19 protein-coding genes are annotated in these 22,754 nt (G+C 65.7%); 4 read left to right on the forward strand and 15 right to left on the reverse strand.

Annotation, left to right across the window (positions count from 1 at the left end; genetic code table 11):
* Positions 1 to 65: 65 nt before the first annotated feature.
* Both malQ and treY read left to right on the forward strand, forming a co-directional pair.
* Positions 66 to 2,246: a 4-alpha-glucanotransferase gene (gene malQ / locus H3V53_RS25035; protein ID WP_336600252.1), complete on the forward strand. Its 2,181-nt coding sequence runs from the start codon at positions 66 to 68 to the stop codon at positions 2,244 to 2,246.
* On the forward strand, positions 2,243 to 5,083 hold the full coding sequence (gene treY, locus H3V53_RS25040; protein WP_336600253.1) for a malto-oligosyltrehalose synthase: 2,841 nt from the start codon (positions 2,243 to 2,245) through the stop codon (positions 5,081 to 5,083). The genes malQ and treY overlap by 4 nt, the downstream gene beginning before the upstream one ends.
* A 3-nt stretch (positions 5,084 to 5,086) precedes the next feature.
* Here treY and H3V53_RS25045 read toward each other — a convergent pair whose 3' ends face one another.
* The gene (locus tag H3V53_RS25045; protein WP_336600254.1) at positions 5,087 to 6,430 is read right to left on the reverse strand and encodes a hemolysin family protein; all 1,344 of its coding nucleotides are present in this window, start codon (positions 6,428 to 6,430) and stop codon (positions 5,087 to 5,089) included.
* A gap of 147 nt (positions 6,431 to 6,577) precedes the next feature.
* Positions 6,578 to 7,378: a sensor histidine kinase gene (locus tag H3V53_RS25050; protein WP_336600255.1), complete on the reverse strand. Its 801-nt coding sequence runs from the start codon at positions 7,376 to 7,378 to the stop codon at positions 6,578 to 6,580.
* Positions 7,379 to 7,502: 124 nt separating this feature from the next.
* Between H3V53_RS25050 and H3V53_RS25055 the strand changes: the two genes are divergently transcribed.
* On the forward strand, positions 7,503 to 7,844 hold the full coding sequence (locus tag H3V53_RS25055; protein ID WP_336600256.1) for an FKBP-type peptidyl-prolyl cis-trans isomerase: 342 nt from the start codon (positions 7,503 to 7,505) through the stop codon (positions 7,842 to 7,844).
* Positions 7,845 to 7,866: 22 nt separating this feature from the next.
* A complete protein-coding gene (locus H3V53_RS25060; protein ID WP_336600257.1) occupies positions 7,867 to 8,637 on the forward strand; it encodes a helix-turn-helix transcriptional regulator in 771 nt (256 codons plus the stop codon).
* A 53-nt stretch (positions 8,638 to 8,690) separates the two neighbouring features.
* On the opposite strand, the gene H3V53_RS25065 is transcribed toward H3V53_RS25060, so the two are convergent.
* The 13 genes from H3V53_RS25065 to H3V53_RS25125 form a co-directional block, all read right to left on the reverse strand.
* Positions 8,691 to 9,881, reverse strand: coding sequence for an O-succinylhomoserine sulfhydrylase (locus tag H3V53_RS25065; protein WP_336600258.1), 1,191 nt, complete (start codon positions 9,879 to 9,881; stop codon positions 8,691 to 8,693).
* 305 nt (positions 9,882 to 10,186) lie between these two features.
* The gene (gene purF / locus H3V53_RS25070) at positions 10,187 to 11,737 is read right to left on the reverse strand and encodes an amidophosphoribosyltransferase (RefSeq protein ID WP_336600259.1); all 1,551 of its coding nucleotides are present in this window, start codon (positions 11,735 to 11,737) and stop codon (positions 10,187 to 10,189) included.
* 143 nt (positions 11,738 to 11,880) lie between these two features.
* Positions 11,881 to 12,375 carry a CvpA family protein gene (locus H3V53_RS25075; RefSeq protein ID WP_336600260.1) on the reverse strand — a complete coding sequence of 165 codons (495 nt, stop codon included), beginning with the start codon at positions 12,373 to 12,375 and terminating at the stop codon, positions 11,881 to 11,883.
* Positions 12,376 to 12,382: 7 nt separating this feature from the next.
* Complete coding sequence (locus H3V53_RS25080) at positions 12,383 to 13,324, reverse strand: SPOR domain-containing protein (protein WP_336600261.1); 942 nt, start codon at positions 13,322 to 13,324, stop codon at positions 12,383 to 12,385.
* Between the two features lie 27 nt (positions 13,325 to 13,351).
* Positions 13,352 to 14,662, reverse strand: a complete 1,311-nt coding sequence (gene folC, locus H3V53_RS25085; protein ID WP_336600262.1) for a bifunctional tetrahydrofolate synthase/dihydrofolate synthase — start codon at positions 14,660 to 14,662, stop codon at positions 13,352 to 13,354.
* A 122-nt stretch (positions 14,663 to 14,784) separates the two neighbouring features.
* Positions 14,785 to 15,657, reverse strand: coding sequence for an acetyl-CoA carboxylase, carboxyltransferase subunit beta (accD, locus tag H3V53_RS25090; RefSeq protein WP_054923560.1), 873 nt, complete (start codon positions 15,655 to 15,657; stop codon positions 14,785 to 14,787).
* Between the two features lie 84 nt (positions 15,658 to 15,741).
* A complete protein-coding gene (gene trpA, locus H3V53_RS25095) occupies positions 15,742 to 16,557 on the reverse strand; it encodes a tryptophan synthase subunit alpha (RefSeq protein ID WP_336600263.1) in 816 nt (271 codons plus the stop codon).
* Positions 16,558 to 16,593: 36 nt separating this feature from the next.
* Positions 16,594 to 17,508, reverse strand: a complete 915-nt coding sequence (locus tag H3V53_RS25100; RefSeq protein WP_336600264.1) for a DNA-methyltransferase — start codon at positions 17,506 to 17,508, stop codon at positions 16,594 to 16,596.
* An 11-nt stretch (positions 17,509 to 17,519) separates the two neighbouring features.
* Entirely contained in the window at positions 17,520 to 18,713 is a 1,194-nt protein-coding gene (gene trpB, locus H3V53_RS25105; RefSeq protein WP_054923563.1) for a tryptophan synthase subunit beta, read from the reverse strand.
* Positions 18,714 to 18,773: 60 nt separating this feature from the next.
* Positions 18,774 to 19,481 carry a phosphoribosylanthranilate isomerase gene (locus tag H3V53_RS25110; RefSeq protein ID WP_336600265.1) on the reverse strand — a complete coding sequence of 236 codons (708 nt, stop codon included), beginning with the start codon at positions 19,479 to 19,481 and terminating at the stop codon, positions 18,774 to 18,776.
* On the reverse strand, positions 19,478 to 20,290 hold the full coding sequence (truA, locus tag H3V53_RS25115; protein WP_336600272.1) for a tRNA pseudouridine(38-40) synthase TruA: 813 nt from the start codon (positions 20,288 to 20,290) through the stop codon (positions 19,478 to 19,480). The genes H3V53_RS25110 and truA overlap by 4 nt, the downstream gene beginning before the upstream one ends.
* On the reverse strand, positions 20,290 to 21,045 hold the full coding sequence (locus H3V53_RS43710) for a FimV C-terminal domain-containing protein (RefSeq protein WP_419539571.1): 756 nt from the start codon (positions 21,043 to 21,045) through the stop codon (positions 20,290 to 20,292). The genes truA and H3V53_RS43710 overlap by 1 nt, the downstream gene beginning before the upstream one ends.
* Complete coding sequence (locus H3V53_RS25125) at positions 21,039 to 22,439, reverse strand: LysM peptidoglycan-binding domain-containing protein (RefSeq protein WP_336600266.1); 1,401 nt, start codon at positions 22,437 to 22,439, stop codon at positions 21,039 to 21,041. The genes H3V53_RS43710 and H3V53_RS25125 overlap by 7 nt, the downstream gene beginning before the upstream one ends.
* Between the last annotated feature and the right edge of the window lie 315 nt (positions 22,440 to 22,754).

Consider the following 22,754-nt stretch of genomic DNA (forward strand, 5'->3'; position numbering starts at 1 on the left):
CAACCCTTGCATGAGACGGGAGCGAGGCGCCAATCCGCGCGCTCCCGCCGACAGGAGTGACACGCTTGGCCACGACCCGACGCCCCGGCATTACCCTCGACGCCCTCGCCGCGCGCGCAGGCTTCGAAGTCGAATGGGAAGACGCGCATCACAACCGCAAGCGCGTGCCCGACAGCACGCTCGCCGCGCTGCTCGACCGCATGGGTCTGCCGTGCGGCAATGCCACGCAGATTCGCCAGAGCGCGGCCGCGCTCGAAGCCGAATTGTCCGGCCGCAAGCTGCCGCCGCTGATGACGGTCGAGTGCGGGCGCGGCATCGCGCTGCCTGCTGCGTCGGTCAAGTCGGGCAGCCATTACCGGATCGAACTGGAAAGCGGCTCGCTGATCGACGGGCGCTTCACCGCGCCCAAAGGCGAAGCCGCGCTGCTCTCGCCCATCGACGAACCCGGCTATCACACGCTCGTGCTCAACGATCACCGGATGACGCTGGCCGTCGCGCCCGCGCAGTGCTACACCGTCGCCGACGCGTGGCGCGCGCTGCACGCGGATGACGCGAAGCCGCCGCCGCTGTGGGGCATCGCCGCGCAGATCTATGGCTTGCGGCGCATCGGCGACGGCGGCATCGGCGATTACACGGCGCTCGCCACGCTCGCCATCGAAAGCGCAAAGCGCGGCGCGCACGCACTCGCCGTCAGCCCGACGCACGCGATGTTCAGCGCACTCCCGCAGTCGTTCAGTCCATATTCGCCATCGTCGCGTTTGTGGCTGAACGTCACGCACATCGATCCCGCCGCCGTGTTCGGCGCGCAGGCCATGCAAGCCGCGCTCGATGCGGCGGGCGGCACCGAAACCTGGGCGAAGCTCGAAACGCTGCCGCTGATCGACTGGCACACGGCGACGCCGCTCAAGCTCAAGGTGCTGCGCGTGCTGTTCGAGCGCTTCTGCGCCAACGACCGCGCGCAGGATTCGCCGCGCGCGCTGGAATTTCACGGCTTTTGCGAGCGCGGCGGCCGTGCGCTCGAAGACCATGCGCGCTTCGAGGCGTTGCACGCGTATCAGCTGCTGCACGACGGCGAAGGCTACTGGCGCAAATGGCCACAGCCGCTGCAAGACTCGCGCAGCGCCGAAGTGGAAGCGTTCGCCAACGAGCATCGGCATGAAGTCGAGTTCCATCTGTTCCTGCAGTGGCTCGCCGCCAAAGGGCTGTCGCACGCGCAGCACGCGGCGCGCGACGCAGGCATGGCCGTCGGCCTGATCGCGGATCTCGCCGTCGGTTGCGACAGCGGGGGCAGCCACGCGTGGTCGTATCGCGACGACATGCTGCAAGGCGTGTCCGTCGGCGCGCCGCCCGATCTGTTCAACCAGGCGGGTCAGGCGTGGGGACTCACCACTTTCTCGCCGCGCGCGATGCGCAATCAAGGCTTCTCGGCGTTCATCGACATGCTGCGCAGCGCGTTCGCGTTCGCGGGCGGCATCCGCATCGATCACATTCTCGGCCTGCGCCGTCTGTGGCTCGTGCCCGAAGGCGAGCCCGCGAAGAACGGCGCGTACCTGCGCTATCCACTCGAGGACATGCTGCGGCTGATCGCGCTCGAATCGTGGCGGCATCGCGCGATCGTGATCGGCGAGGACCTCGGCACCGTGCCGCCGGGCTTCCGCGAGCGGCTCAGCGAGCATGGGCTGTCGGGCATCCGCGTACTGTGGTTCGAGCGCACGAAGGACGGCAAGGGCTTCATGGCGCCCGCCGAATGGGATCGCGAAACCGTCGCGACGACGACCACGCACGATCTGCCGACCGTCACGGGCTGGTGGCGCGGCGAGGACATCGTGTGGCGCAATCGCGTCGGGCAGACTGCCGCTCGCGCAGACGGGCGCGACCCTGTTGCGCTGGCGCAGGCCGAGCGTGCCGACGACCGCGCCGCGCTCTGGCAGGCGTTCCAGCAGGCGGGCATCGCCCCGCCCGATGTCGCCGCGCCGCCGCCCGCCGAAGCGCCCGTCGACGAAGCGCTCGCGTTCGTCGCCGCGACGCCGTCGCCGCTCGTCACCTATCCGCTCGAAGACCTGCTCGCCCTGGCGGATCAGCCGAACCTGCCCGGTTCGATCGACGAGCATCCGAACTGGCGCCGGCGCGTGATCCAGCCCGTCGACGCGCTGTTCGCCGACGATACGTTTTGCGACCGCCTGCTCGCAGTCGGGCAGGCGCGCACCGACTCAACCTCCGCTTCTTCGTTGTCCGACACACCATGACTGTTCCGCGCGCCACGCTCCGACTCCAGTTCCATCGCGACTTCACGTTCGACGACGCGCTCGCGCACGTCGATTACTTCGCCGCGCTCGGCGTGAGCCATCTGTACGCGTCGCCGGTTACAACGGCCACGCCCGGCTCCACGCACGGTTACGACACGGTCGACTACGGCCAGGTGAGCGCCGAATGCGGCGGCGAACAGGGTCTGCGCCGTCTGACCGACAAGCTGCACGAACTCGGCATGGGCCTCGTCGTCGACGTCGTGCCGAATCACATGGGCATGAGCCGTCACAACGCGTGGTGGCAGGACATCCTCGAATGGGGACGGCATAGCGCGCATGCGCGCTACTTCGACGTCGACTGGCATTCGCCCGATCCGGCGCTGCGCGGCAAGGTGCTGATGCCCGTGCTGGGCGCGGCCTACGGCGAGGAGTTGATCGCTGGGCGCATCGTGCTGCGCTTCGATGCCGCCCGCGGGCGCTTCAACATCGTCTATGGCGAGCACGAATGCCCCGTGTGCCCGATCGATTACGCGGCGATCCTGCAATCGGCGGATCGCGCGGATCTCGCCGCGCTTGCCGAGCGCTTCACGTCCGTCACGACGCAGCCCGCCGATCAGCCGCGCGCCAACGAAGGCCGCGAAGCGTTGAGCGAGTTCGTGCGGCAGAACGGCGCATCGGCGATCGAGTTCGTGCTCGAAGCGTATTCGCCGAACGAACCCGTCACGCGCGACCGCCTGCACCGGCTGATCGAGCGGCAGCACTTCCGGCTGGCATGGTGGCGCACCGCTTCCGACGAAGTGAACTGGCGGCGCTTCTTCGATATCAGCACGCTCGCAGCCGTGCGCGTCGAGCGGCCCGAGGTGTTCGAAGCCGTGCACGCGCTGATTTTCCGGCTGTATGCGGAAGGCGTGATCGACGGCGTGCGCATCGATCATATCGACGGGCTCGCCGAGCCGCGCGAGTACACGCAGCGGCTGCGCCAGCGGCTGTCGGAACTGCGCGACGGCGCGACGCCGTATATCGTCGTCGAGAAGATACTCGCACGCGGCGAGACGCTGCGCGACGACTGGCCCGTCGACGGCACGACGGGCTACGACTTCATGAACGACACAGGCGCCCTGCTGCATGATCCCGCCGGCGCCGCGCCGCTCGCGGCAGCGTGGGCGGCGCTGAGCGGCCGCCCCGCGAATTTCGCCGACGAAGCGCTGCCCGCGCGCCGCAAGATACTTGCGGAAAATCTCTCCGCCGAACTGGACCGCGCGTCGCGCGCGCTGCATCGGCTTGCGCGCGACAGCATCACCACGCGCGATGTCACGTACACAGCCATCCGCCGCGTGACCAACGAGCTCGCCGCGCACTTTCCCGTCTACCGCATCTATCCGCAAAACGGCTTGCGCAGCGCCGCCGACAACGCGTACTTCCAGGTTGCGCTCGACGCGGCAAAGCAAACGCTGTCGCGCGCCGATCATGGCACGCTCGCACGCGTCGACGCGTGGCTCGGCAGCGGCGACGACGAGAACGGCAGCGGACGCGGCGCGGCCTATCCGTCGCCGCAACAGCAGAACGGCAACGCGGCTGCGTTCAATCACACGGCGTCGGCGCGCCGCACGGTGCAGACGCTGTTCTCGCAGTTGACGGCGCCCGTCGCCGCGAAGGCCATTGAAGATACCGCGTGCTATCGCTACGGGCGTCTGCTGTCGCGCTGCGAAGTGGGCGCGGACCCGGGTGAATTCGCGCTGTCGGTCGAGCAGTTCCACGCGGGCAACCAGGAACGCGCGCGGCGTTTTCCTCACGCCATGCTCGCAACCGCGACGCACGATCACAAACGCGGCGAAGATACGCGCGCGCGGCTGGCCGTGCTCAGCGAAATCGCCGACGACTGGATCACGACGCTGCGCGCCTGGACCACGTTGAACACGCCGCACCGGCGCGTGCTCGATGGCAACGCCGACGACTGGGCGCCCGGTCCGGCCGCCGAGGCGATGCTGTATCAAACGCTGGTGGGCTGCTGGCCGCCCGGTCTTTCGCCCGACGATGAAGCAGGTATCAAGGCGCTCGCCGAACGCGTCGCGCAATGGCAGCTGAAAGCGCTGCGCGAAGCGAAACTGCGCACCACATGGCTCGCGCCCGATGAAGCCTTCGAAAACGCCTGCCGCGATTTTCTGTTCGACATACTCGCGCCGCAGCGTCGCGAAGGTTTCCTGAGCGAACTCAGCGACTTCGTTGCGCGCATCGCAAGAGCGGGCGTCGTGAACAGCCTGCAGCAGGCGGTGCTGCGTCTCGCGTCGCCCGGCGTGCCCGATCTGTATCAGGGCACGGAGCTATGGGATTTCAGTCTCGTCGATCCCGACAACCGCCGGCCCGTCGATTTCGCGCAGCGCGCGGCGCTGCTCGCCGAAGCGCCGCCGTCCGAATACCTGTCTGACTGGCGCGATGGCCGCGTGAAGCTCGCCATCATTCAACGCATGCTCGCGTTACGCATGCGCATGCCGGAGCTGTTGAGCAAGGGCAGCTATTTGCCGCTGACGGTCCAAGGCAAGCACGCGGACCGCGCGATCGCGTTCGCGCGGCGACAAGGCAATTGCTGGGCCGTGCTGATCGCAACGCGGCTTTCGATGGCGCTGTTCGATGCCGGCAGCGATCTGCCGCTCGTCGACCCCATCGCGTGGGACGACACGGCCGTGCAGATGCCCGAAGAGCTGTTCGGGCGCGCGTTGTTCGATTGCCTGAGCCCGGCTGCGCCGAAGGTCGAAGATACCGGGCTGCTGTATCTGCGCGATGCGCTGACGGCGATGCCCGTGGCCGTGCTGGTCGAGGATGGCGTGCCGCGCGTGTGACGCTCAACCGCCTTCGTCGTCGTAGATTTTCGGATACACGCGCACGAGCACGATGCGCGGTCCCTTCATGCGCTTCACGACGACATCGAAACGGTCGAAATCGACGCGCTGCCCTTCCTCCGGCAAATCGCCGAGCGCATTGATCACGAGACCGCCGACGGATTCGGCGCTGCCTTCGTCGATGTCGATGCCGAGCGCACGCTCCAGCGACACCACGGGCAAACTGCCCTTGCCCATCAGCGTGCCGTCGTCCATGCGCGTCCAGTCGGCGTCGCCCTGGCGGAACTCGTCGTGAATCTGGCCGACCAGCGCGCCCAACAGGTTGTCCAGCGTCAGAAAGCCGATCGGCTTCGCGTTCTTGCGGCCCACCAGCGCGAGATGCGGCGCACCTTTGCGAAAGCGCCGGAACAGTTCGAGCGCGGGCATCTCGGGCTTCACGTACTGCACGGGGCGCACGTAATGCGACAGGTCGTCGAGCGTGCTGCCCGCATGACGCGCAAGCAACAGATCCTTCAAATGGATCGTGCCCGCGACGCGCTCGCCCGTCGCGTCTTCGAGCAGCGGATAGCGGCTGAAACGGTGACGCGCGACGATCTGCATGTTGTCGCGCCACGGCAGATCGCGGCGCAGGCTCACGAGTTCATGCGCCGGCCGCATCAGATCGGACACCGTCATGCGTGAGAAGTCGAGCGAATGCGCGATCGTGTTCCATTCGTCCTGCGAGTAGGCGTCCTTCGGACCGTCGAGCTCGCTCGTCACGCTCGCGCGGCGGCCGCGCAAAATCAGCTTCAGTTCGTCCGTCGAATAATGCGTGTCGCCGCCGTGGCCGGCATCGAGCCCCGCGATGCGCAGCACCGCATTCGCGCTCGTGTTGAGCAGCCAGATGGCGGGATACATCGCCCAGTAGAAACCGTACAGCGGCATCGCGATCCACAGCGCAACCTGCTCGGACTGCCGGATTGCGAGCGACTTCGGCGCCAGCTCGCCGACGACGATATGCAGGAACGAAATGCACGAGAACGCGAAAAACAGCGAGATGCCGTGTATCAGCTGCTCGCTCTCGACGCCGAGCAGATGGAACACGGGGTTCAGCAGTTCAGCGAAGGCAGGCTCGCCGATCCAGCCCAATCCCAGCGAAGCGAGCGTGATGCCCAGCTGGCACGCCGACAGATACGCGTCCAGCCTGCCGTGCACTTTTGCGAGCAGCTTGCCGCGCATGCCGTGCTTCTCCGCGAGCGTCCGAACGCGCGTCTGCCGCAGCTTGACGAGACCGAACTCGGCGGCAACAAAGAAACCGTTGAGGGCAACGAGCAACAACGCGCCAATGAGGGCGACGAACTGGATCAAAGCGAAGGACTCCGGCAACAAAAGCCGTCAGTATAGAGCGTGAAAGGCGCCTGAAAGTGTGCGGTGCCTGCGGGATAGCCATCCGGCCAGGGATTCAGCGGGTATGCCGTTGCATGCCTGCTTTGAGCGCCTGCCGTACGTGCCTCTTTAAGCGCCCGCGAGCGGCACGCGCAGCTTGAGCGCGGTCGGCTGGCCGTCCGACCATTGGCCTTGCTCGAATGCGCCTTCATGCGCTTCGGCGACGCGCTTGCATAGCCCGAGCACCCACGCAATGCGGCCCGCCTCGCGCGGGTGCGTGGCTTGCTGGCGTGCAAAGTTTTCGAGCACGTGCGGCAGCGCCGGGTCGGTCAGCGCGGCGAGCGACGGCTGCCACGTGACGGTCGCGCAGAACTTCGACGCATCGACGTCGCCTTCGAGCGTGACCGTCGCGCCGCTCGCGCTCGCTTCGACCGCGAACGCCACGAGCAGCCACAACGCCGCGGCAAGACGCTCGCGGTCGCCGTCCATCTGTTGATCGGTCAGCGGCGATGCGAGTTCGATGGCCACGCCGCGCTGGTCGGCCAGTCCGCCTCGCACGTCGCGCACCGTTTCGTCGAGCAGTGCGCGCAATGCGAACGGCGCGCGCTTCAAGGCCAGTGCCCTGGTTTCGGCGCGCGTCGTATCGACGATCGATTCGAGCAGCTTCACCTGCTGGTCGACGCCGTTGCGGATGCCTTCCAGTGCGCGCTGCGCCGTGGCGTCGTTTGCATCGACCTTGCGGTCGAGCACGTAGGCCCAGCTGTGAATCGCGTTGAGCGGGCTGCGCAGGTCGTGCGACACGAGCGACAGCACGTGATCGCGCATGAACAGCGCGGTTTCGGCGCAGCGTTGCGCGGTGCGCCCGGCGACGGCGGGCGTCTCCTCGTGGCTGCCCGAAAAAGACGGAGTAGACGTGGTCACGATCGACATCCTCGTTGGCGGTTCATCGTTGGTTGCGGTCTGGACATTATAGGCATGGCCGTTCGGCCGATCTTCGCGACCCTGCGACAACACGCCTACAATAGCGGTTTCGAACGATTACAAGGAGCATCGCATGACTACTGTCACCACCGAATCGGGCCTCAAGTACGAAGACCTGAAGGAAGGCACGGGCGCCGAAGCCAAGGCTGGCCAGACCGTCAGCGTGCACTACACCGGCTGGCTCACCGACGGCCAGAAGTTCGATTCGAGCAAGGACCGCAACGACCCGTTCGCCTTCGTGCTGGGCGGCGGCATGGTCATCAAGGGCTGGGACGAAGGCGTGCAGGGCATGAAGGTTGGCGGCGTGCGCAAGCTGACCATTCCGCCGCAACTCGGCTACGGCGTGCGCGGCGCGGGCGGCGTGATTCCGCCGAACGCGACACTCGTGTTCGAAGTGGAATTGCTCGAAGTCTGAGCGTTTCTGCGCTGATCTTCGTATGACCAACGCCGTCATCGACGCGCCTCACGTCTCCCTGCGCCGCTATGGCGCAGTGGAAGCGTCTGACGTGCACGACTTTCATCAGATCGTGCTCGGTGTGGACGGTGCGATGGTGATGGCCGTGAACGGCGTCGCGCAAGAAATCGACCGCACGTCCGCGTGGCTGATTCCGGCGGGTGCGCGGCACGATTACGCAGGCGTCGGAGAAAACCGGCAGCTCGTGCTCGATCTGCCCGCTTCGTCCGTGGCGGTGCCGCAGCGTCTGTTCGACCGCGCGCGCGCCGTGTCGATCGACTCGACGCTCACGCAACTGGTTTCGCACATCGCGGGTCGCGCAACACGACACATCGACGGCGGTGCTGCGTGGCGGCGCTTCAATTGGGATGCGGCCGCGCGTCTTTGCGCGGCGATCGTCGAAGACACAGGCACAGCCGATGCTATGCCCGCTGCGGGCCTCGACTTCGCGCGCATCGACGGCTGGCTGCGCGCGCATCTTTCGGAACCGCTGCGCATCGCGGACCTCGCGGCGCATTGCGGCTTCGGCATGCGGCGCTTTCACCAGCTTTTCATCGACGCATTCGGCGAGACGCCGCATCGCTATTTGCAGCGTCTGCGGCTCGACACGTCAATCACGCTGCTGTCCGACCCGTACCGCTCGCTAACGGATATCGCGCTCACGGTCGGGTTCGGCGACCAGAGCGCATACACGCACGCGTTCACGCGCAGGTTCGGCATGGCGCCGGGTCAATGGCGCGCTCTGCTGCATTGAGTTTCGCTTCTTGACGACCGGGCGCGTCGCAGCACCCAGTTCGTATCACGTCGTCAGCCCGTGAGGCCGCGCGCGAGATCGTCGCGGATATCGGCGGCATTTTCCAGACCCAGGGCCAGGCGGATCAGCCCTTCCGTGATGCCCGCCGCCGCGCGCGCTTCCGGCGTGATGCGCCCATGCGTCGTGGTGGCGGGATGCGTGATCGTCGTGCGCGTATCGCCGAGATTGCCGGTGATCGAACAGATTTTCGTGCTATCGATCACACGCCATGCGTTCGCGCGCATCTGCTCGGGCGTGTCGCCCTTCAGCTCGAACGACACGATCGCGCCGCCCGCCTTCTGCTGACGCTTCGCGATCTCGTACTGCGGATGCGATTCGAGCCCCGGATAGAAAACGCGCTTCACGGCGGGATGCTGGTCGAGCCAGCGCGCGATTTCGAGCGCGTTCGCCGACTGGCGCTCGACGCGCAGCGACAGTGTCTCCATGCCCTTGAGCAGAATCCACGCATTGAACGCCGACAGGGTCGGCCCCGCGCTGCGCACGAACGGGAACACCTTTTCCATGATGAACTGCTTCGAGCCGACCAGCGCGCCGCCGAGCACGCGGCCCTGACCGTCGAGAAATTTCGTTGCGGAGTGCATCACCACGTCCGCGCCCAGCTTCAGCGGCTGCTGCAGCGCGGGGCTGCAAAAACAGTTGTCGACCACGAACAGCGCGTTCGCCGCTTTCGCAATCTTGCCGATCGCTTCGATATCGGCGATTTCGGTCAGCGGATTCGACGGCGTTTCGAGGAAAAACATCTTCGTTTCGGGACGCACCGCGTTGTTCCACGCGTCGAGATCCGTCGGATCGACGAACGTGGTCGTGATGCCGAACTTGCTGAAAATTTGCGAGAACATGCCAAGCGTCGAACCGAACAGGCTCTGCGAGCTGACGAGATGATCGCCCGCCTGCAACGCCGACATCACCACCGACATGATCGCGCTCATCCCCGACGCCGTCGCCATGCACGCCTCGCCGCCTTCGAGCGCCGCCAGCCGGTCCTGGAACATCGTCACCGTCGGATTCGTAAAACGCGAGTACGTGTAATAGTCTTCGGATTTCTTAAAGCGCTCGGCGGCTTCCGCAGCATTCGCAAAGACAAAGCTCGACGTCAGAAAGAGCGCTTCGGAATGTTCGCCGAAATCGCTGCGCAAGGTGCCCGAGCGGACCGCGAGAGTGTCGAAGTTGAGGGAGTCGTCCATGTTCGCTCTGTTCCGTTTTTCGATGCCGCGTGCGCATGGCTGCGCGTGCGAAAGCAACAACAAAAAAGCCCGCTTTGCGTCGGCATAAGCGGGCTTCATGTGCGGGCTTCATGTGCGGGATGCTATGAGCGGCGCTGGCGATACTGCTCGGTCCGCCGTTCGCTTTAGCTGTTTCGGGTTGCCCCGCGTCCGCAAGCTGAGATCAAATCGACGCAAGACCCGATGGTAACACCGCGCTGCGTGTTATGGCTTGCAGCGCCGCGCGAGAGATTGCTGGAACACGCCTCTCGCGCAGCGTTTCGGCATTACTCCACCGACAGCTGCAAATGCAGCTGCGAACGCGCGGCACCGCCGTCGATCGCATCGCTCGCCGCGTCGCGGTCCGATTGCGCGGACGGCGCGAGACGGGCCGATTCGATGCGGTCGAGGTATTCCGTCGTCACGTCGCCGGTGATGTAGTTGCCGTCGAAGCACGATGACTCGAACTCCTTCAGCGCCGGGTTGATGTCGCGCACCGCGTTCTTCAGCGCATCGACGTCCTGGTAGACGAGGAAATCGGCGCCGATCAGACGCGCCACTTCTTCGTCCGAGCGGCCATGCGCGACGAGTTCGCTGCGCGTGGGCATGTCGATGCCGTACACGTTCGGGAACTTCACGGGCGGCGCCGCCGACGCGAAGATCACCTTGTTCGCGCCCGCATCGCGCGCCATCTGCACGATCTCGTGCGACGTTGTGCCGCGCACGATGGAATCGTCGACGATCAGCACGTTCTTGCCCTTGAATTCGATGCCCATCGCGTTCAGCTTCTGGCGCACCGACTTCTTGCGCACCGCCTGGCCCGGCATGATGAAGGTGCGGCCCACGTAGCGGTTCTTGAAAAAGCCTTCGCGATACTCGACGCCGAGCTTCGCCGCGACCTGCATGGCCGCGGGGCGGGACGAATCGGGAATCGGCATCACGACGTCGATCTTCACGTCTTGCGGCAGTTCGCGCAGGATCTTCTCGGCGAGATAGTCGCCCATGCGCAGACGCGCGTTATAGACGGGCACGCCATCGAGCACGGAATCGGGACGTGCGAGATACACGAGCTCGAAAATGCAGGGATTCAGGCTGGCGTTCGTCGCGCATTGCTGCGAATGGAAGTTGCCGTCGAAGTCGATGAAGATCGCCTCGCCCGGTGCCACATCGCGCACGAACTCAAAGCCGATGCCTTCCAGCGCCACCGATTCCGACGCCAGCATCCATTCCGTGCCCGACGCCGTTTCCAGCTTGCCGATACACAGCGGGCGGATGCCAAACGGGTCGCGGAAGCCGAGCAGACCGTAGCCGGAAATCAGCGAGACGATCGCGTACGAGCCGCGCACGCGGCGGTGCACGCCCGACACCGCCTTGAACAGCGCAGCGGGATCGAGTTGCAGGCCGGAGCTCGCTGTCTGCAACTCGTGCGCGAGCACGTTCAGCATGACTTCGGTGTCGGAATTCGTGTTGATGTGGCGGCGATCGACGCGGAACATCTCGTCTTTCAGCTGCTGCCAGTTCGTCAGGTTGCCGTTGTGCGCGAGGATGATGCCGAACGGCGCGTTCACGTAGAACGGCTGGGCTTCTTCTTCGCTCGACGCGGAGCCCGCCGTCGGGTAACGCACCTGGCCGATGCCGCTCGTGCCCGGCAGGCTGCGCATGTTGCGCGTGCGGAACACGTCGCGCACCATGCCGTTGGCCTTGTGCATGTGGAAAGTGCTGCCGTTCGCCGTGGCAATGCCAGCGGCGTCCTGACCGCGGTGCTGCAGCAGCAGCAGGCTGTCATAGATCAGCTGATTGACGGGAGACTGGGAAACTACGCCTACGATGCCGCACATGGCATGTCCTTCAAAGGGTACGAAATTCGCTCAGTGGCGCTTGCCTGCGGGTGCGTGAGAAGCAGCCGCGCGCGCCGTCGTCCTGCTTGCTTCCCATCGGCCCGCCATGTCTTCGCCTTCGCCCTTTGCGCGCAACGCGTTCGTTACACGTGGACGTAGGCGGCGAGCGTTTCGGGAAGCAGAGGCTTCAACTCTCGCACGCCCTGCTCGGCGTAGGGCCGCAGCAGCGCGTTGCGCCAGAATTCCTGTTTGGGCAATTCGGTCAAGCCAGCGAGGGCGACCAGAATCAGCACCAGTATGACCCCGCGCACGAGGCCGAACATCAGTCCAAGCGAGCGGTCCACACCGCCCAGGCCGGACACCTGCACCAGCCGGCTCAGCAGCGCATTCGCCACGCTCGCCACGAGCATCACGCCGATCACAATCAGTCCGAATGCGATCAACCACTGTGTCAGCGCGCCGCCCGGCCAGTTCGCCGGAATGAACGGCACCAGCAGACTCACGAAGCGCGCCGCCACCAGAAAGGCGACGATCCAGCCGATCAGCCCGAACACCTCGGACAAAAAGCCGCGCCACGTGCCGCGCAGCGCCGACAGCCCGATCACCGCCATTACAGCGTAGTCGAACGCGGTGAACATCGCCGGACTACTGCGCCGAGCCGTTGTTCGCACCCGACGTCAAGCCGGCTTCGCGCACCTTCGCGATCGCCGACGACGCCGCCGCGCGATCCGCAAACGGACCGGCACGCAACAGGGTACGCGTAGTGCCGTCAGCCTGCTTGCGGCGTTCCGTATATGCGGGCACGCCCGCCGCTTTCAACTTTGTTTCCCACGCGTGCGCGCTGCTGTCGTCCTGGAATGAGCCCAACTGGACCGCAAAGCGGTTGCCGGGGGGCGCCGCGGGCGTGCCCGTTTCGGTCCCGGATGCGGCTGCCGATTGCGCTGCCTGCGCGGGTTTCTGTTCCGGTTTTGCTGCCAGCCTGGGGGCCGACGCTGCTTGCGGCTTCGCGGCCGGCCGAACTGCCGGGCTTTCCGCCGGAGCCGGCGCATTGTTCGCGACGGCAGCGGGCGCGGGCGGCTTCGCCGGCGTCATCGCGATCGGCGCGTTCTTGCTGTTGCCGCCGGACGCGACGGCGCCCGTCGCCGACGTGCCCGATGCAGCAGGCGCAAGTCCCGAGGCGACCAGCGCCGCTTCCGGCGCGGCGGGATTGTCGGGTGCGACGCCCGCTTGCGTGTCGGCGTCGTCGGCGACTGCGCGCGGCTTTGACGCGGGATGATTGGGAATATCGATGGAAATGTCGTCGATGACGGGCTTCGGGTGTGAATCCAGTACCATCGGCAGGATCACGACGGCCGCGATCACTAGCGCAATCGCCCCGACGAGGCGGCGGCGCGCGCGCTGCTTTTCCGGAAGTGTGGGATCGAGCAGCATGGCGTCGGCGTCGCCGGAACGCTCCGTTCGGCGGCTGCGCCGTTCGACCCGCTCCGCGCGTTCCGCGCGCTCGGTACGGCTACCCCGACTGGAACTGGAATTTGCGCCGCGCCGCGTAGGTGCGTCGTCTTTCTTGCCGAACGAGAAAATACCCATGAATGGCTTGGTTCGAGGCCCGCGCGTTCAGTGTTGCTGCGATTTACGGTACGCCATCACGCCTGCAACCGTATAGAAACTGCCGAAAACCACAATTCTATCATTGTCGGAGGCGCGTTTTAGCGCGTCCCGGAAAGCTTCTGCCGGAGTGGCAAAACGCGTCACGCTGCTGTCCGGCCCGTCCGTCACCCCCGAGTCGCGCAGCGCTGCTTCCAGTTCTTCGGCGCTGGCCGCGCGCGGCGTGGGCAGATCGGTGATGCACCAATGGTCGATTTCGTTTTTCAGGTGGCTCAGCACGCCTGTGATGTCCTTGTCGCGCATGGACCCAAATACCGCGTACGTGTAGGGAAAATAGCCCATGTTGCCAAGATTCTGCGCCAGAACGGCGGCAGCGTGCGGATTGTGGCCAACGTCCAGCACGATCGACGGCTTGCCTGGCAGCACCTGAAAGCGGCCCGGCAGTTCCACATTGGCAAGCCCGAGCCGGATGTCTTGCGCGGAGACGGGCAGACGGTCGCGCAGCGCTTCGAGCCCCGCCAGCGCGGCTGTCGTATTGATCAGCTGATTCGCGCCGCGCAACGCTGGATAGGCCAGCGCCGAACGGCGCATCGTCGGGCCGATGTAGCTCCATTGCTGGCGCTCGTTGCCCGGCTGGGCTTCGTAGCGGAAATCGCGGCCAAAAAGCCACAAATCGGCCCCAATTTCGGCGGCGCGGTCGATCAGCGTTTGCGGCGGGACCGGATCGGCGCAGATTGCCGGCTTGCCTGCGCGGAAAATGCCCGCCTTTTCGAAAGCGATTTTCTCGCGCGTATAGCCCAGGTACTCGGTGTGATCGATGTCGATGCTGGTGATGATCGCGCAATCGGTATCGAGGATGTTCACGGCGTCGAGACGCCCGCCCAGACCGACTTCGAAGATGACGGCGTCCAGCCCGCGCGCCGCGAACAAATGCATGATCGCGAGCGTCGTGAATTCGAAATAGGTCAGCGAAACGGGCTCAGCCAGCGACAGCCGTGCTTTCTCGACCGCCTCGAAATGCGGCAGCAGTTCGGCATCCGTTGCCATCTCGCCGTTGATCCGGGCGCGCTCATTGAACGTCAAAAGGTGCGGCGATGTGTGACAGCCCACGGCGTAGCCCGCACGCAGCAGGATCGTTTCGAGGATCGCGCAGGTGGAGCCCTTGCCGTTCGTTCCGCCGACGGTAATCACGGGGCACGCGAACGAGAGTTCCAGCGCGTCGCGCACCTTGCTGATACGCGCGAGGCCCATATCGATACCAACCGGGTGAGCCGATTCCAGGTGCGTGAGCCACGCGTCGAGAGTGGGGAAAGTGGTCATCAGAAAAACTAGCAGTGCGGACCGGAATTATCCTGGAAATGACAACGCGCCGCTTGAATCCCTCTTGCGGCGCGTTGGCTTTTCTTGTTTGCCGTGTGCATTGTCACGGCGCGTCAGCGATTTCAGGCGACAGCGTCGGCCGGCTGGCGGGTCAGCAACGCCATCAGCTTCGCGAGCTCTTCGCGCAGCTTGCGGCGGTCGACGATCATGTCGATCGCGCCCTTTTGCAGCAGGAATTCGGCGCGCTGGAAGCCTTCCGGCAGCTTTTCGCGCACGGTCTGCTCGATCACGCGCGGGCCGGCAAAGCCAATCAGCGCCTTCGGCTCGGCGATCACGACGTCGCCCAGGAACGCGAAGCTGGCCGACACGCCGCCCATCGTCGGATCGGTCAGCACGGAGATGAACGGCAACTTGGCTTCGGCGAGCTTGGTCAGCATCGCGGTGGTCTTGGCCATCTGCATCAGCGACAGCAGGCTTTCCTGCATCCGCGCGCCGCCCGAGGCGGTGAAGCAGATGAACGGCACGTGCTGCTCGAGGGCGTTCTGCGCGCCGCGGGCGAAGCGCTCGCCGACCACTGAGCCCATCGAGCCGCCCATGAACGCAAATTCGAAGCACGCAACCACGACGGGCAGCGTGTGAATCGCGCCGCCCATCACGACCATTGCGTCGGTTTCGTCCGTTTCGTCCATCGCCTCTTTCAGGCGATCAGGATATTTGCGACTGTCCTTGAACTTGAGCGCGTCGACCGGGAGGATTTCCTGGCCAATCTCATAGCGGCCTTCCGGATCGAGCAAGCCGTCGAGCCGTTCGCGCGCGCCGATGCGCATATGGTGGTCGCACTTCGGACAGACGTGCAAATTGGCCTCGACGTCGTTGCGGTACAGCACCGCTTCGCACGACGGGCATTTGATCCACAGCCCTTCCGGAATGCCCTTGCGGTTCTTCGGATCGGTTTGCTTGATTTTCGGCGGCAACAGTTTGTCGAGCCAGCTCATGACGATTCCTTCCAGGATTCGCGGTACGCAAAAACGGCGCAGCAGTCACTGCGCCGCCATGCTAACCGCGCCAAAAATTGTTGTTTATCGGGCAGTCGCGCCAATGCTGTCGAGCGCCTGACGGATTCCGGCAACGAATTCCGTCAACTTGCCCGAAGCGGCCTCCGGCGCCGCTTCTTCGAGCAGTTGCACGATACGGCTGCCGATCACGACGGCATCGGAGACCTCGGCCACCGCGCGCGCGGATTGCGCGTCGCGAATGCCGAAACCGACGCCTACCGGCAGCGGTACGCGCGACTTGATGGCCGGGATTTTACCCGCGATGCTCAAAACGTCCAGATTTGCAGCGCCCGTCACACCCTTGAGCGACACATAGTAGACGTAACCGGACGCGATTTTACCAACCTCGGCGATACGCTCGTCGGTCGACGTGGGCGCTAGCAGGAAGATCGGATCGATCCCTACGGCCTTCATCTTTTCGGCGAAGTTAGCCGACTCTTCGGGCGGGTAGTCGACGACCAGCACGCCATCGACGCCTGCCTCCTTCGCGGCCGCCGCAAACGCGTCAGCGCCCATGCGCTCGATGGGATTCGCGTAGCCCATCAGGACCACGGGCGTCGTGTCGTTCGTCTCGCGGAAACGCCTGACGTCGGCGAGCACGTGTTTCAGCGACACGCCCTTCGCCAGCGCCCGCTCCGACGACTGCTGAATGACGGGCCCGTCCGCCATCGGGTCGGAGAACGGCACGCCGAGTTCGATGACATCGGCGCCGCCCTTCGCGAGCGCGTGCATGAACTCGACAGTGCGCGCCGGATCGGGGTCGCCCGCCGTCATGAACGGAATCAGACCTTTCTTGCCCTGGGCGGCTAACGCCGCAAACGTGGATTGAATACGGGACATGGGATTTTTCTCGAATGAGTGGCTGCGCGATGAGGATCAGGCCGTCGCCGCGTTGTCGGCGGCCGCCCTCCGGCGCGAAACGGATTTTGGCGGATTTGCCGCCAAACCGACGCGTTCTCGCGCTATCGCGCAGTAACTTTCATTAATTTCATAGCCGACAAATTCGCGCTTCTGACGGGCGCAAGCGACGGCTGTCGTGCCGCTCCCCATGAACGGATCGAGCACGCGGCCACCCGGCGGACAGCTTGCCAGCACCATCCGCTCGACGATCTCGAGCGGCTTCTGCGTCGGGTGATCGACGCGCTCGGCATGTTGCCGGTGCAGACGCGAAACCGACCAGACGTCCTTCGGGTTATAGCCGAGCTCCAGCCACTTGCTTCCTTCGAACAACTTACGCGAACGCGCCTTCTTCGTAGCGGCATCGTACGGGATACGGACGGGATCGAGGTCGAAATAATAATCTTTCGACACCGCGAAATAGCCGATGTTGTCGTGCACGGACGTGAAACGGCGCGTCGTGCCGCCCATGCTCGGCACGCGCCGGTCCCAGATGATCTCGTTGACCATCATCAGACGGCTCTTCAGAAACACGAAGATTTCCGGCGCGTACTGCCATGTGCAGAAGATGTACAGCGAACCCGACGGCTTGAGCTTCGGAATGGCGAGATGGAGCCATGCGCGCGTCCAGGCGAGAAAATCCTCGCCCGAGCGCATGTCCGAATCGTTGCCATAGTCCTTGCCGAGTCCGTACGGCGGATCGGCCACGATCAGATCGATCGAGCCGTCCGGGACATTCGCTGCATCGGTCAAAAAATCGCGGTTCAGGAGGTCGATGCCGGCTGGTACCGGCAACAGCGCGGCGGCGTCCGCTGTCTGCAATGCATCGGCGACGCCTGCTTCGGCGCCGCCGTTCAGCGCGGGCGGCTGCGGCTCCTCGAACTCGTCGCGCATCGTCGCGGCGCTCAGAACTGGATGCCCGATCGCTCGGCGACCGTGTGCATGTCCTTGTCGCCGCGACCCGACAGGTTTACCAGAAGGATCTTGTCCTTCGGCAAGGTCGGCGCGAGCTTCGTCGCGTACGCGAGCGCGTGGCTCGACTCCAACGCGGGAATGATGCCTTCGATCCGGCAGCAGTCGTGAAACGCCTTCAGCGCCTCTTCGTCCGTGATGCCGACGTATTCCGCGCGGCCACTGTCCTTGAGCCACGCGTGCTCAGGGCCGACGCCCGGATAGTCAAGTCCCGCCGACACCGAATGCGTCTCGATGATCTGGCCGTTCTCGTCCTGCAGCAGATATGTGCGGTTGCCGTGCAGCACGCCGGGACTTCCGCCGATCAACGACGCCGCGTGACGGCCCGTATCGATCCCGTCGCCAGCCGCTTCCACGCCGATCAGTTTGACGGATTTGTCGTCAACATACGGATAAAAGATACCCATCGCGTTCGATCCGCCGCCAACGCACGCGATCACGGCATCGGGCTGACGCCCCGTCAGCTCGGGCATCTGCACCTTGCACTCGTCGCCGATCACGCGCTGGAAGTCGCGTACCATCATCGGATAAGGATGCGGCCCCGCTACCGTGCCGATGATGTAGAACGTGTTTTCGACGTTCGTGACCCAGTCGCGCATTGCTTCGTTGAGTGCGTCCTTCAGCGTGCGCGAGCCCGATTCGACGGGCACGACGGTCGCGCCGAGCAGCTTCATCCGGTAGACGTTGGCGGCCTGGCGGCGCACGTCTTCCGCGCCCATATAGACGACGCATTCCATGCCGAAGCGTGCCGCAATCGTCGCCGTGGCAACGCCGTGCTGGCCCGCGCCCGTTTCGGCGATCACGCGCGGCTTGCCCATGCGCTTGGCGAGCAGCGCCTGGCCGATCACGTTGTTGATCTTGTGCGCCCCAGTGTGGTTCAGGTCTTCGCGCTTCAGATAAACCTGGGCGCCGCCAAGCAGTTCGCTCCAGCGTTGCGCGTGATAAACGGGTGAAGGACGACCGACGAAGTACTTCAGCTCGCGCTCGTATTCGGCGATGAAGTCCGGGTCTTTGGAGAATTTTTCGTATGCCTCGCGCAACTGGTCGAGCGCGAGCATCAGCGTTTCAGCGACGAACACGCCGCCATATTGGCCGAAATGGCCACGTTCATCGGGTAAGTTGTACATATTCCGTCACTCTTCTCAGTTTGCCGCATGCCGCGCGTATGGCGCGCTGCGGACTGAAACTCATCGGGCGTCCGCTTCGCGCACCGCGCGTACGAACGCCGCCATCCGGGCGTGATCTTTCACGCCCTTGGCGCCCGGCACCTCGATGCCGCTCGAGACATCGACCGCGTACGGGCGCACGCGATGAATCGCATCACTGACGTTTTGCGTGCTCAACCCACCACTCAAAACGGCCCGACGCGCGAGCTCTGCTGGAATAAGTGACCAATCGAAGACCTTCCCGCCGCCGCCGTAGCCATCGACATGTGTGTCGAACAGGAGACCACTGGCGGCCGAATAGTTAAGCGCCGATTTTACCAAATCGGCCGCTTGAGTATCGGGCGAAACCCGCAGCGCGCGCAACCAAGGCAAACCCGCAACGCCCGCGAGCTTTTCGCACTGCTCGGGCGTTTCGTCGCCATGGAATTGCAGCATCGTCAGCGGCACGTTGCAGGTGACTTCGCTGAACCACTCGTCCGTCGGGTTCACGAACAATCCGACAATCGATACGAACGGCGGCACGAGCCGCGTCATCTCCACCGCCTGCGCGACGCTCAACGCGCGCGGACTGGGCGGATAGAACACCAGCCCGATCGCGTCCGCGCCGAGCGCGACGGCATGCGCGACGTCGGCGGCATTGCCGAGGCCGCACAGCTTGATGCGCGTGCGATGCGGGACGGTGTCGGCGGCGGTCGAAACGGTTTCGGCGTGATTCTGAGACGAAGTCATGAGTCGGTCCAAACGGTGCTCCACGGGACGCTGCCCGCTTGCGGCGCGGGCACGGCGAATTCCTCAGGATAGCCCACCTGAGCGAGATACAGCCCGTCGGGCATGAAAGTGGGCGCAGCGCGGTTGCGATCACGGCCTTGCAGGACCTCGTGCATCCACGCGACGGGATAGCGCGCGCGCCCGACGGCAACGAGGCACCCCATCAGGTTGCGCACCATGTGATGCAGGAACGCGTTCGCGCGAAAGCGAAAGTGGATGAAATTGCCTTGGGGCCGGATGTCGATCTGATACAGATGCTTGACGGGCGTCTTCGCCTGGCATTCCGACGAGCGAAACGCCGAAAAGTCGCGTTCGCCGATCAGACAAACCGCCGCCTCGCGCATCGCGTCGACGTCGAGCGGCGTGTGAATCCAGCCTGCGCGGCCAGCGAGCATCGGCGAGCGCACGGGATGAACGTACAGCGCGTAGTAATACGTGCGCTCGAAAGCCGAAAAACGCGCGTGAAACGTATCGGGCATCGGCTTGGCCCATTGCACGGCCACCGACTTCGGCAGGAACGCGTTGGTGCCGCGCACCCATGAGAAGTCGGCGCGGTCGAGCTCCGTATCGAAGTGCACGACCTGCCCCAGACCGTGAACGCCCGTATCCGTGCGCCCCGCCACGACCGTCTGCAGCGGCGTCTGCGCAAACTCGCGCAGCGCCCGCTCGAGTTCGTCCTGAACCGTCTTGCCGTGCGGCTGCGACTGCCAGCCGCAAAACGCAGCGCCGTCGTACTGGATGCCGAGCGCGATTCGCGTCACTTCCGGCATCACGAAAGCGGCGCGAGCGTCGACAGCAACGCGCGGGCGTCGGCGCGCGAGTCCGCGTCGTTCGACTCGATGACTTCGTTGATCAGCGTGCGGGCGCCGACCACGTCGCCGAGATCGATATATTCGACGGCGAGATCGAGCTTGTTGCGGGCGATCCGCGCGACTTCCTCCGGCGTGAACGTTGGCACGGCCTGAGCCGGTGACGGCGGCAGCTCGAGGTCGAAATCGAGCTTCAACGCGCCGAATCGAGCGGCGCCCAAGCCCGCGACAGCGGCCGCGCCGGCCGTGCCCGCGATGATCTGATCGGCGGCGCCCGGCTGCGGCGCCTGTTGGGGAACCGCCTGCTGCGCGGTGATTTCAGGCGAGACGACGGGCTGCGACGTCAGTGATCCCGGCGGCGTCACGACCTGTCCCGCCGGCTCGGACGACTCCGACGACTCGCTGCGCGGCGGCAGCGCAAAATCGTCGATGCTGTCGAGCGCGCGCATGGCGTCGCGCGGAAATTCGATCGGCGCGGCCGGCTCAAGCGGCGGCGGCGCGCCGAGCGGCAGCGACGCCGACACTTGCTCGACCTGATCGTCGGCATGGGCGTCGTGCGTTTGATCCGTGGCTTCGGGCAACGGCTCGATCAGCTGCGCGTGCTGGGCCGCGGGTTCCACGTGACCCAGCTGGATGGCCGGCGCGGCGGGCGCGCCGGCCGGCTCGAAGGCGGGCTCCTGCGCCCCGCTGCCCGGCACGGGATCAAGGTTCAGCACGAGCGGCGGCTTCTGTGCGGCGTCGGATGCGACGCCCGGCGCCTCGATCGGCTCGACGAAATGCGGCTCGCGTGGCGCTTGCGCGCGAATCGGCGCTTCGTCCAGCGACAGGCCGGCAGACTGCGTATCGATGCGCGGCTCGTCGCGTAGCGCCGGCGCCTCTTCGCGCGCCGCCTGTTCGAGTTCAGCGGCCGCGGCGGCACGCGCTTCGTCGCGCAACGGGTCCAACGATTCGCGCGGCAACGCATCGGCGCCGAGCGCCGCGGCGGCGTCGAATGCGGCTTCGGCAGACGCGCGATCGAACGTTTCCGGTTCGGCCTTCGCCTCGGCCTCATAGATCGAGGCCGCCGATGCCGCGGATGCCCGCCCGCGACGGCGTCTCGTTGCGCCTCATCCGCTGGCGACTCTCTCGCAGCAAAGGCCGCGTCGTCGTCGCGATGCGCACCAGCAACCGGCTCCGCGACGGCCGCCGCAGCAGGCGGGGTTTGATCGTGAGCGACGGGCGCCACTTCCTCGCGCGCCGCTTCCTGCGCGCGCGCGGCGTTGCGGCGCCGACGCATCCCCAGACCGGCCAGCAAGGCCACCAGTCCCGCGCCAACAATCGCCGCGCCGCCCAGATACGCTTGCGGAATACCAGCGACCTGATTGGCAGGCTGCATCGCGGGCGCGGCGTGGGCCGCGTTGGCCGACGCGCCAGCGCCGGACGAGGCGGCAACGGGAGGTTGCGCCAAACCTGGTGCAGCGGCCGCGCTGCCGCTCGCGCCTTGCGGCTTGCCGATGCCATGCTTCTGCAATTCCATCAACACGCGGTTTTTCAGCGCCAGCAGTTGCTGCAAGCTCGACGGACGTGTCTGCGAAGCAGTCTGCGCGCCCGTTGCGGCAGCTGCGCCGGGCGCCGCGGCGCCCGCTTCGCTGCCCTGGATCGAACCCGTGTACGAATGCGTGCCGCCCGGCGCGGAAGCCGACGGCGCAGCCGTGGCGCTCGTCGCTTGCGGACTGGCTGCGGAGCCGGGCGCCGCTTCGGGCGCTGCCGTCGCGCTCGCGCCTGGTGTCGTCGCGGCAGTCGCTGCCGGCGCGGCGCTAGCGCCCGCATTCGCCGTTGCTGCTGTGGTTGCTGCCGCCGAGGTTGCTGCCGTCGTTGCTGCCGTCGCGGCAGCAGACGTCCCGCTTGTCGCTGAAGCGGAAGCGCCGTTGCCGTTCGCAGCTTGCGACGACGACGCGGGCGCGGCCTCCGCCGCGCTGGCGGGCGCACCCGATGCATCGACGGCCGGCAGGTTCAGGACAGCGCCCAGCCGCAGACGACTCGGATCATGCCCCATGAACGCATTCGGATTGGCGTCGAAGATCGCCTTCGCCGCGCGCGCCAGCACCGCGCGATCGCGAGAACCCGTCATCGCGATTGCTGCGTCGTTCAGTGATTGCCCAGGCTGGACCGTGAACGACGAGCCGCCGGTCGCACTTGCGGCGACAGCGGCGCTCGCGGCGCCCGGAGCGGCCGTCTGCGCGTACGACCCAGTGGGAATTGAAAGTGCACCGCCGAAGACAATCGCGACCGCCGCCGCGATCCGGAGCGAGCCGCTGTGCGCGGCAGTGACAGAAGAAGGGAACCGGGCCGTCATCGGGACCTTTGGCGCGTGGCCGTGCAGCGCATGTTGTGTTGGCGACAAGATTCTGAAATGCCCAATGAAAAAAGCGCCGCGAGAATCGCG

Origin of the sequence: Paraburkholderia bengalensis (assembly GCF_037126505.1) — a bacterium.
Taxonomy (GTDB): domain Bacteria; phylum Pseudomonadota; class Gammaproteobacteria; order Burkholderiales; family Burkholderiaceae; genus Paraburkholderia; species Paraburkholderia bengalensis.

Excerpts from the sequence above, each read along its gene's own strand:
- H3V53_RS25060 (WP_336600257.1), top strand. The coding sequence starts at position 7,867 with ATGACCAACGCCGTCATCGACGCGCCTCACGTCTCCCTGCGCCGCTAT.
- H3V53_RS25055 (WP_336600256.1), top strand. The coding sequence starts at position 7,503 with ATGACTACTGTCACCACCGAATCGGGCCTCAAGTACGAAGACCTGAAG.
- H3V53_RS25050 (WP_336600255.1), bottom strand. The coding sequence starts at position 7,378 with ATGTCGATCGTGACCACGTCTACTCCGTCTTTTTCGGGCAGCCACGAG.
- trpA (WP_336600263.1), bottom strand. The coding sequence starts at position 16,557 with ATGTCCCGTATTCAATCCACGTTTGCGGCGTTAGCCGCCCAGGGCAAG.
- H3V53_RS25065 (WP_336600258.1), bottom strand. The coding sequence starts at position 9,881 with ATGGACGACTCCCTCAACTTCGACACTCTCGCGGTCCGCTCGGGCACC.
- trpB (WP_054923563.1), bottom strand. The coding sequence starts at position 18,713 with ATGTACAACTTACCCGATGAACGTGGCCATTTCGGCCAATATGGCGGC.
- H3V53_RS25110 (WP_336600265.1), bottom strand. The coding sequence starts at position 19,481 with ATGACTTCGTCTCAGAATCACGCCGAAACCGTTTCGACCGCCGCCGAC.
- H3V53_RS25125 (WP_336600266.1), bottom strand. The coding sequence starts at position 22,439 with ATGACGGGTTCTCGCGATCGCGCGGTGCTGGCGCGCGCGGCGAAGGCG.
- H3V53_RS25075 (WP_336600260.1), bottom strand. The coding sequence starts at position 12,375 with ATGTTCACCGCGTTCGACTACGCTGTAATGGCGGTGATCGGGCTGTCG.
- truA (WP_336600272.1), bottom strand. The coding sequence starts at position 20,290 with ATGCCGGAAGTGACGCGAATCGCGCTCGGCATCCAGTACGACGGCGCT.
- H3V53_RS25080 (WP_336600261.1), bottom strand. The coding sequence starts at position 13,324 with ATGGGTATTTTCTCGTTCGGCAAGAAAGACGACGCACCTACGCGGCGC.
- folC (WP_336600262.1), bottom strand. The coding sequence starts at position 14,662 with ATGACCACTTTCCCCACTCTCGACGCGTGGCTCACGCACCTGGAATCG.
- accD (WP_054923560.1), bottom strand. The coding sequence starts at position 15,657 with ATGAGCTGGCTCGACAAACTGTTGCCGCCGAAAATCAAGCAAACCGAT.
- H3V53_RS25100 (WP_336600264.1), bottom strand. The coding sequence starts at position 17,508 with ATGCGCGACGAGTTCGAGGAGCCGCAGCCGCCCGCGCTGAACGGCGGC.
- purF (WP_336600259.1), bottom strand. The coding sequence starts at position 11,737 with ATGTGCGGCATCGTAGGCGTAGTTTCCCAGTCTCCCGTCAATCAGCTG.
- treY (WP_336600253.1), top strand. The coding sequence starts at position 2,243 with ATGACTGTTCCGCGCGCCACGCTCCGACTCCAGTTCCATCGCGACTTC.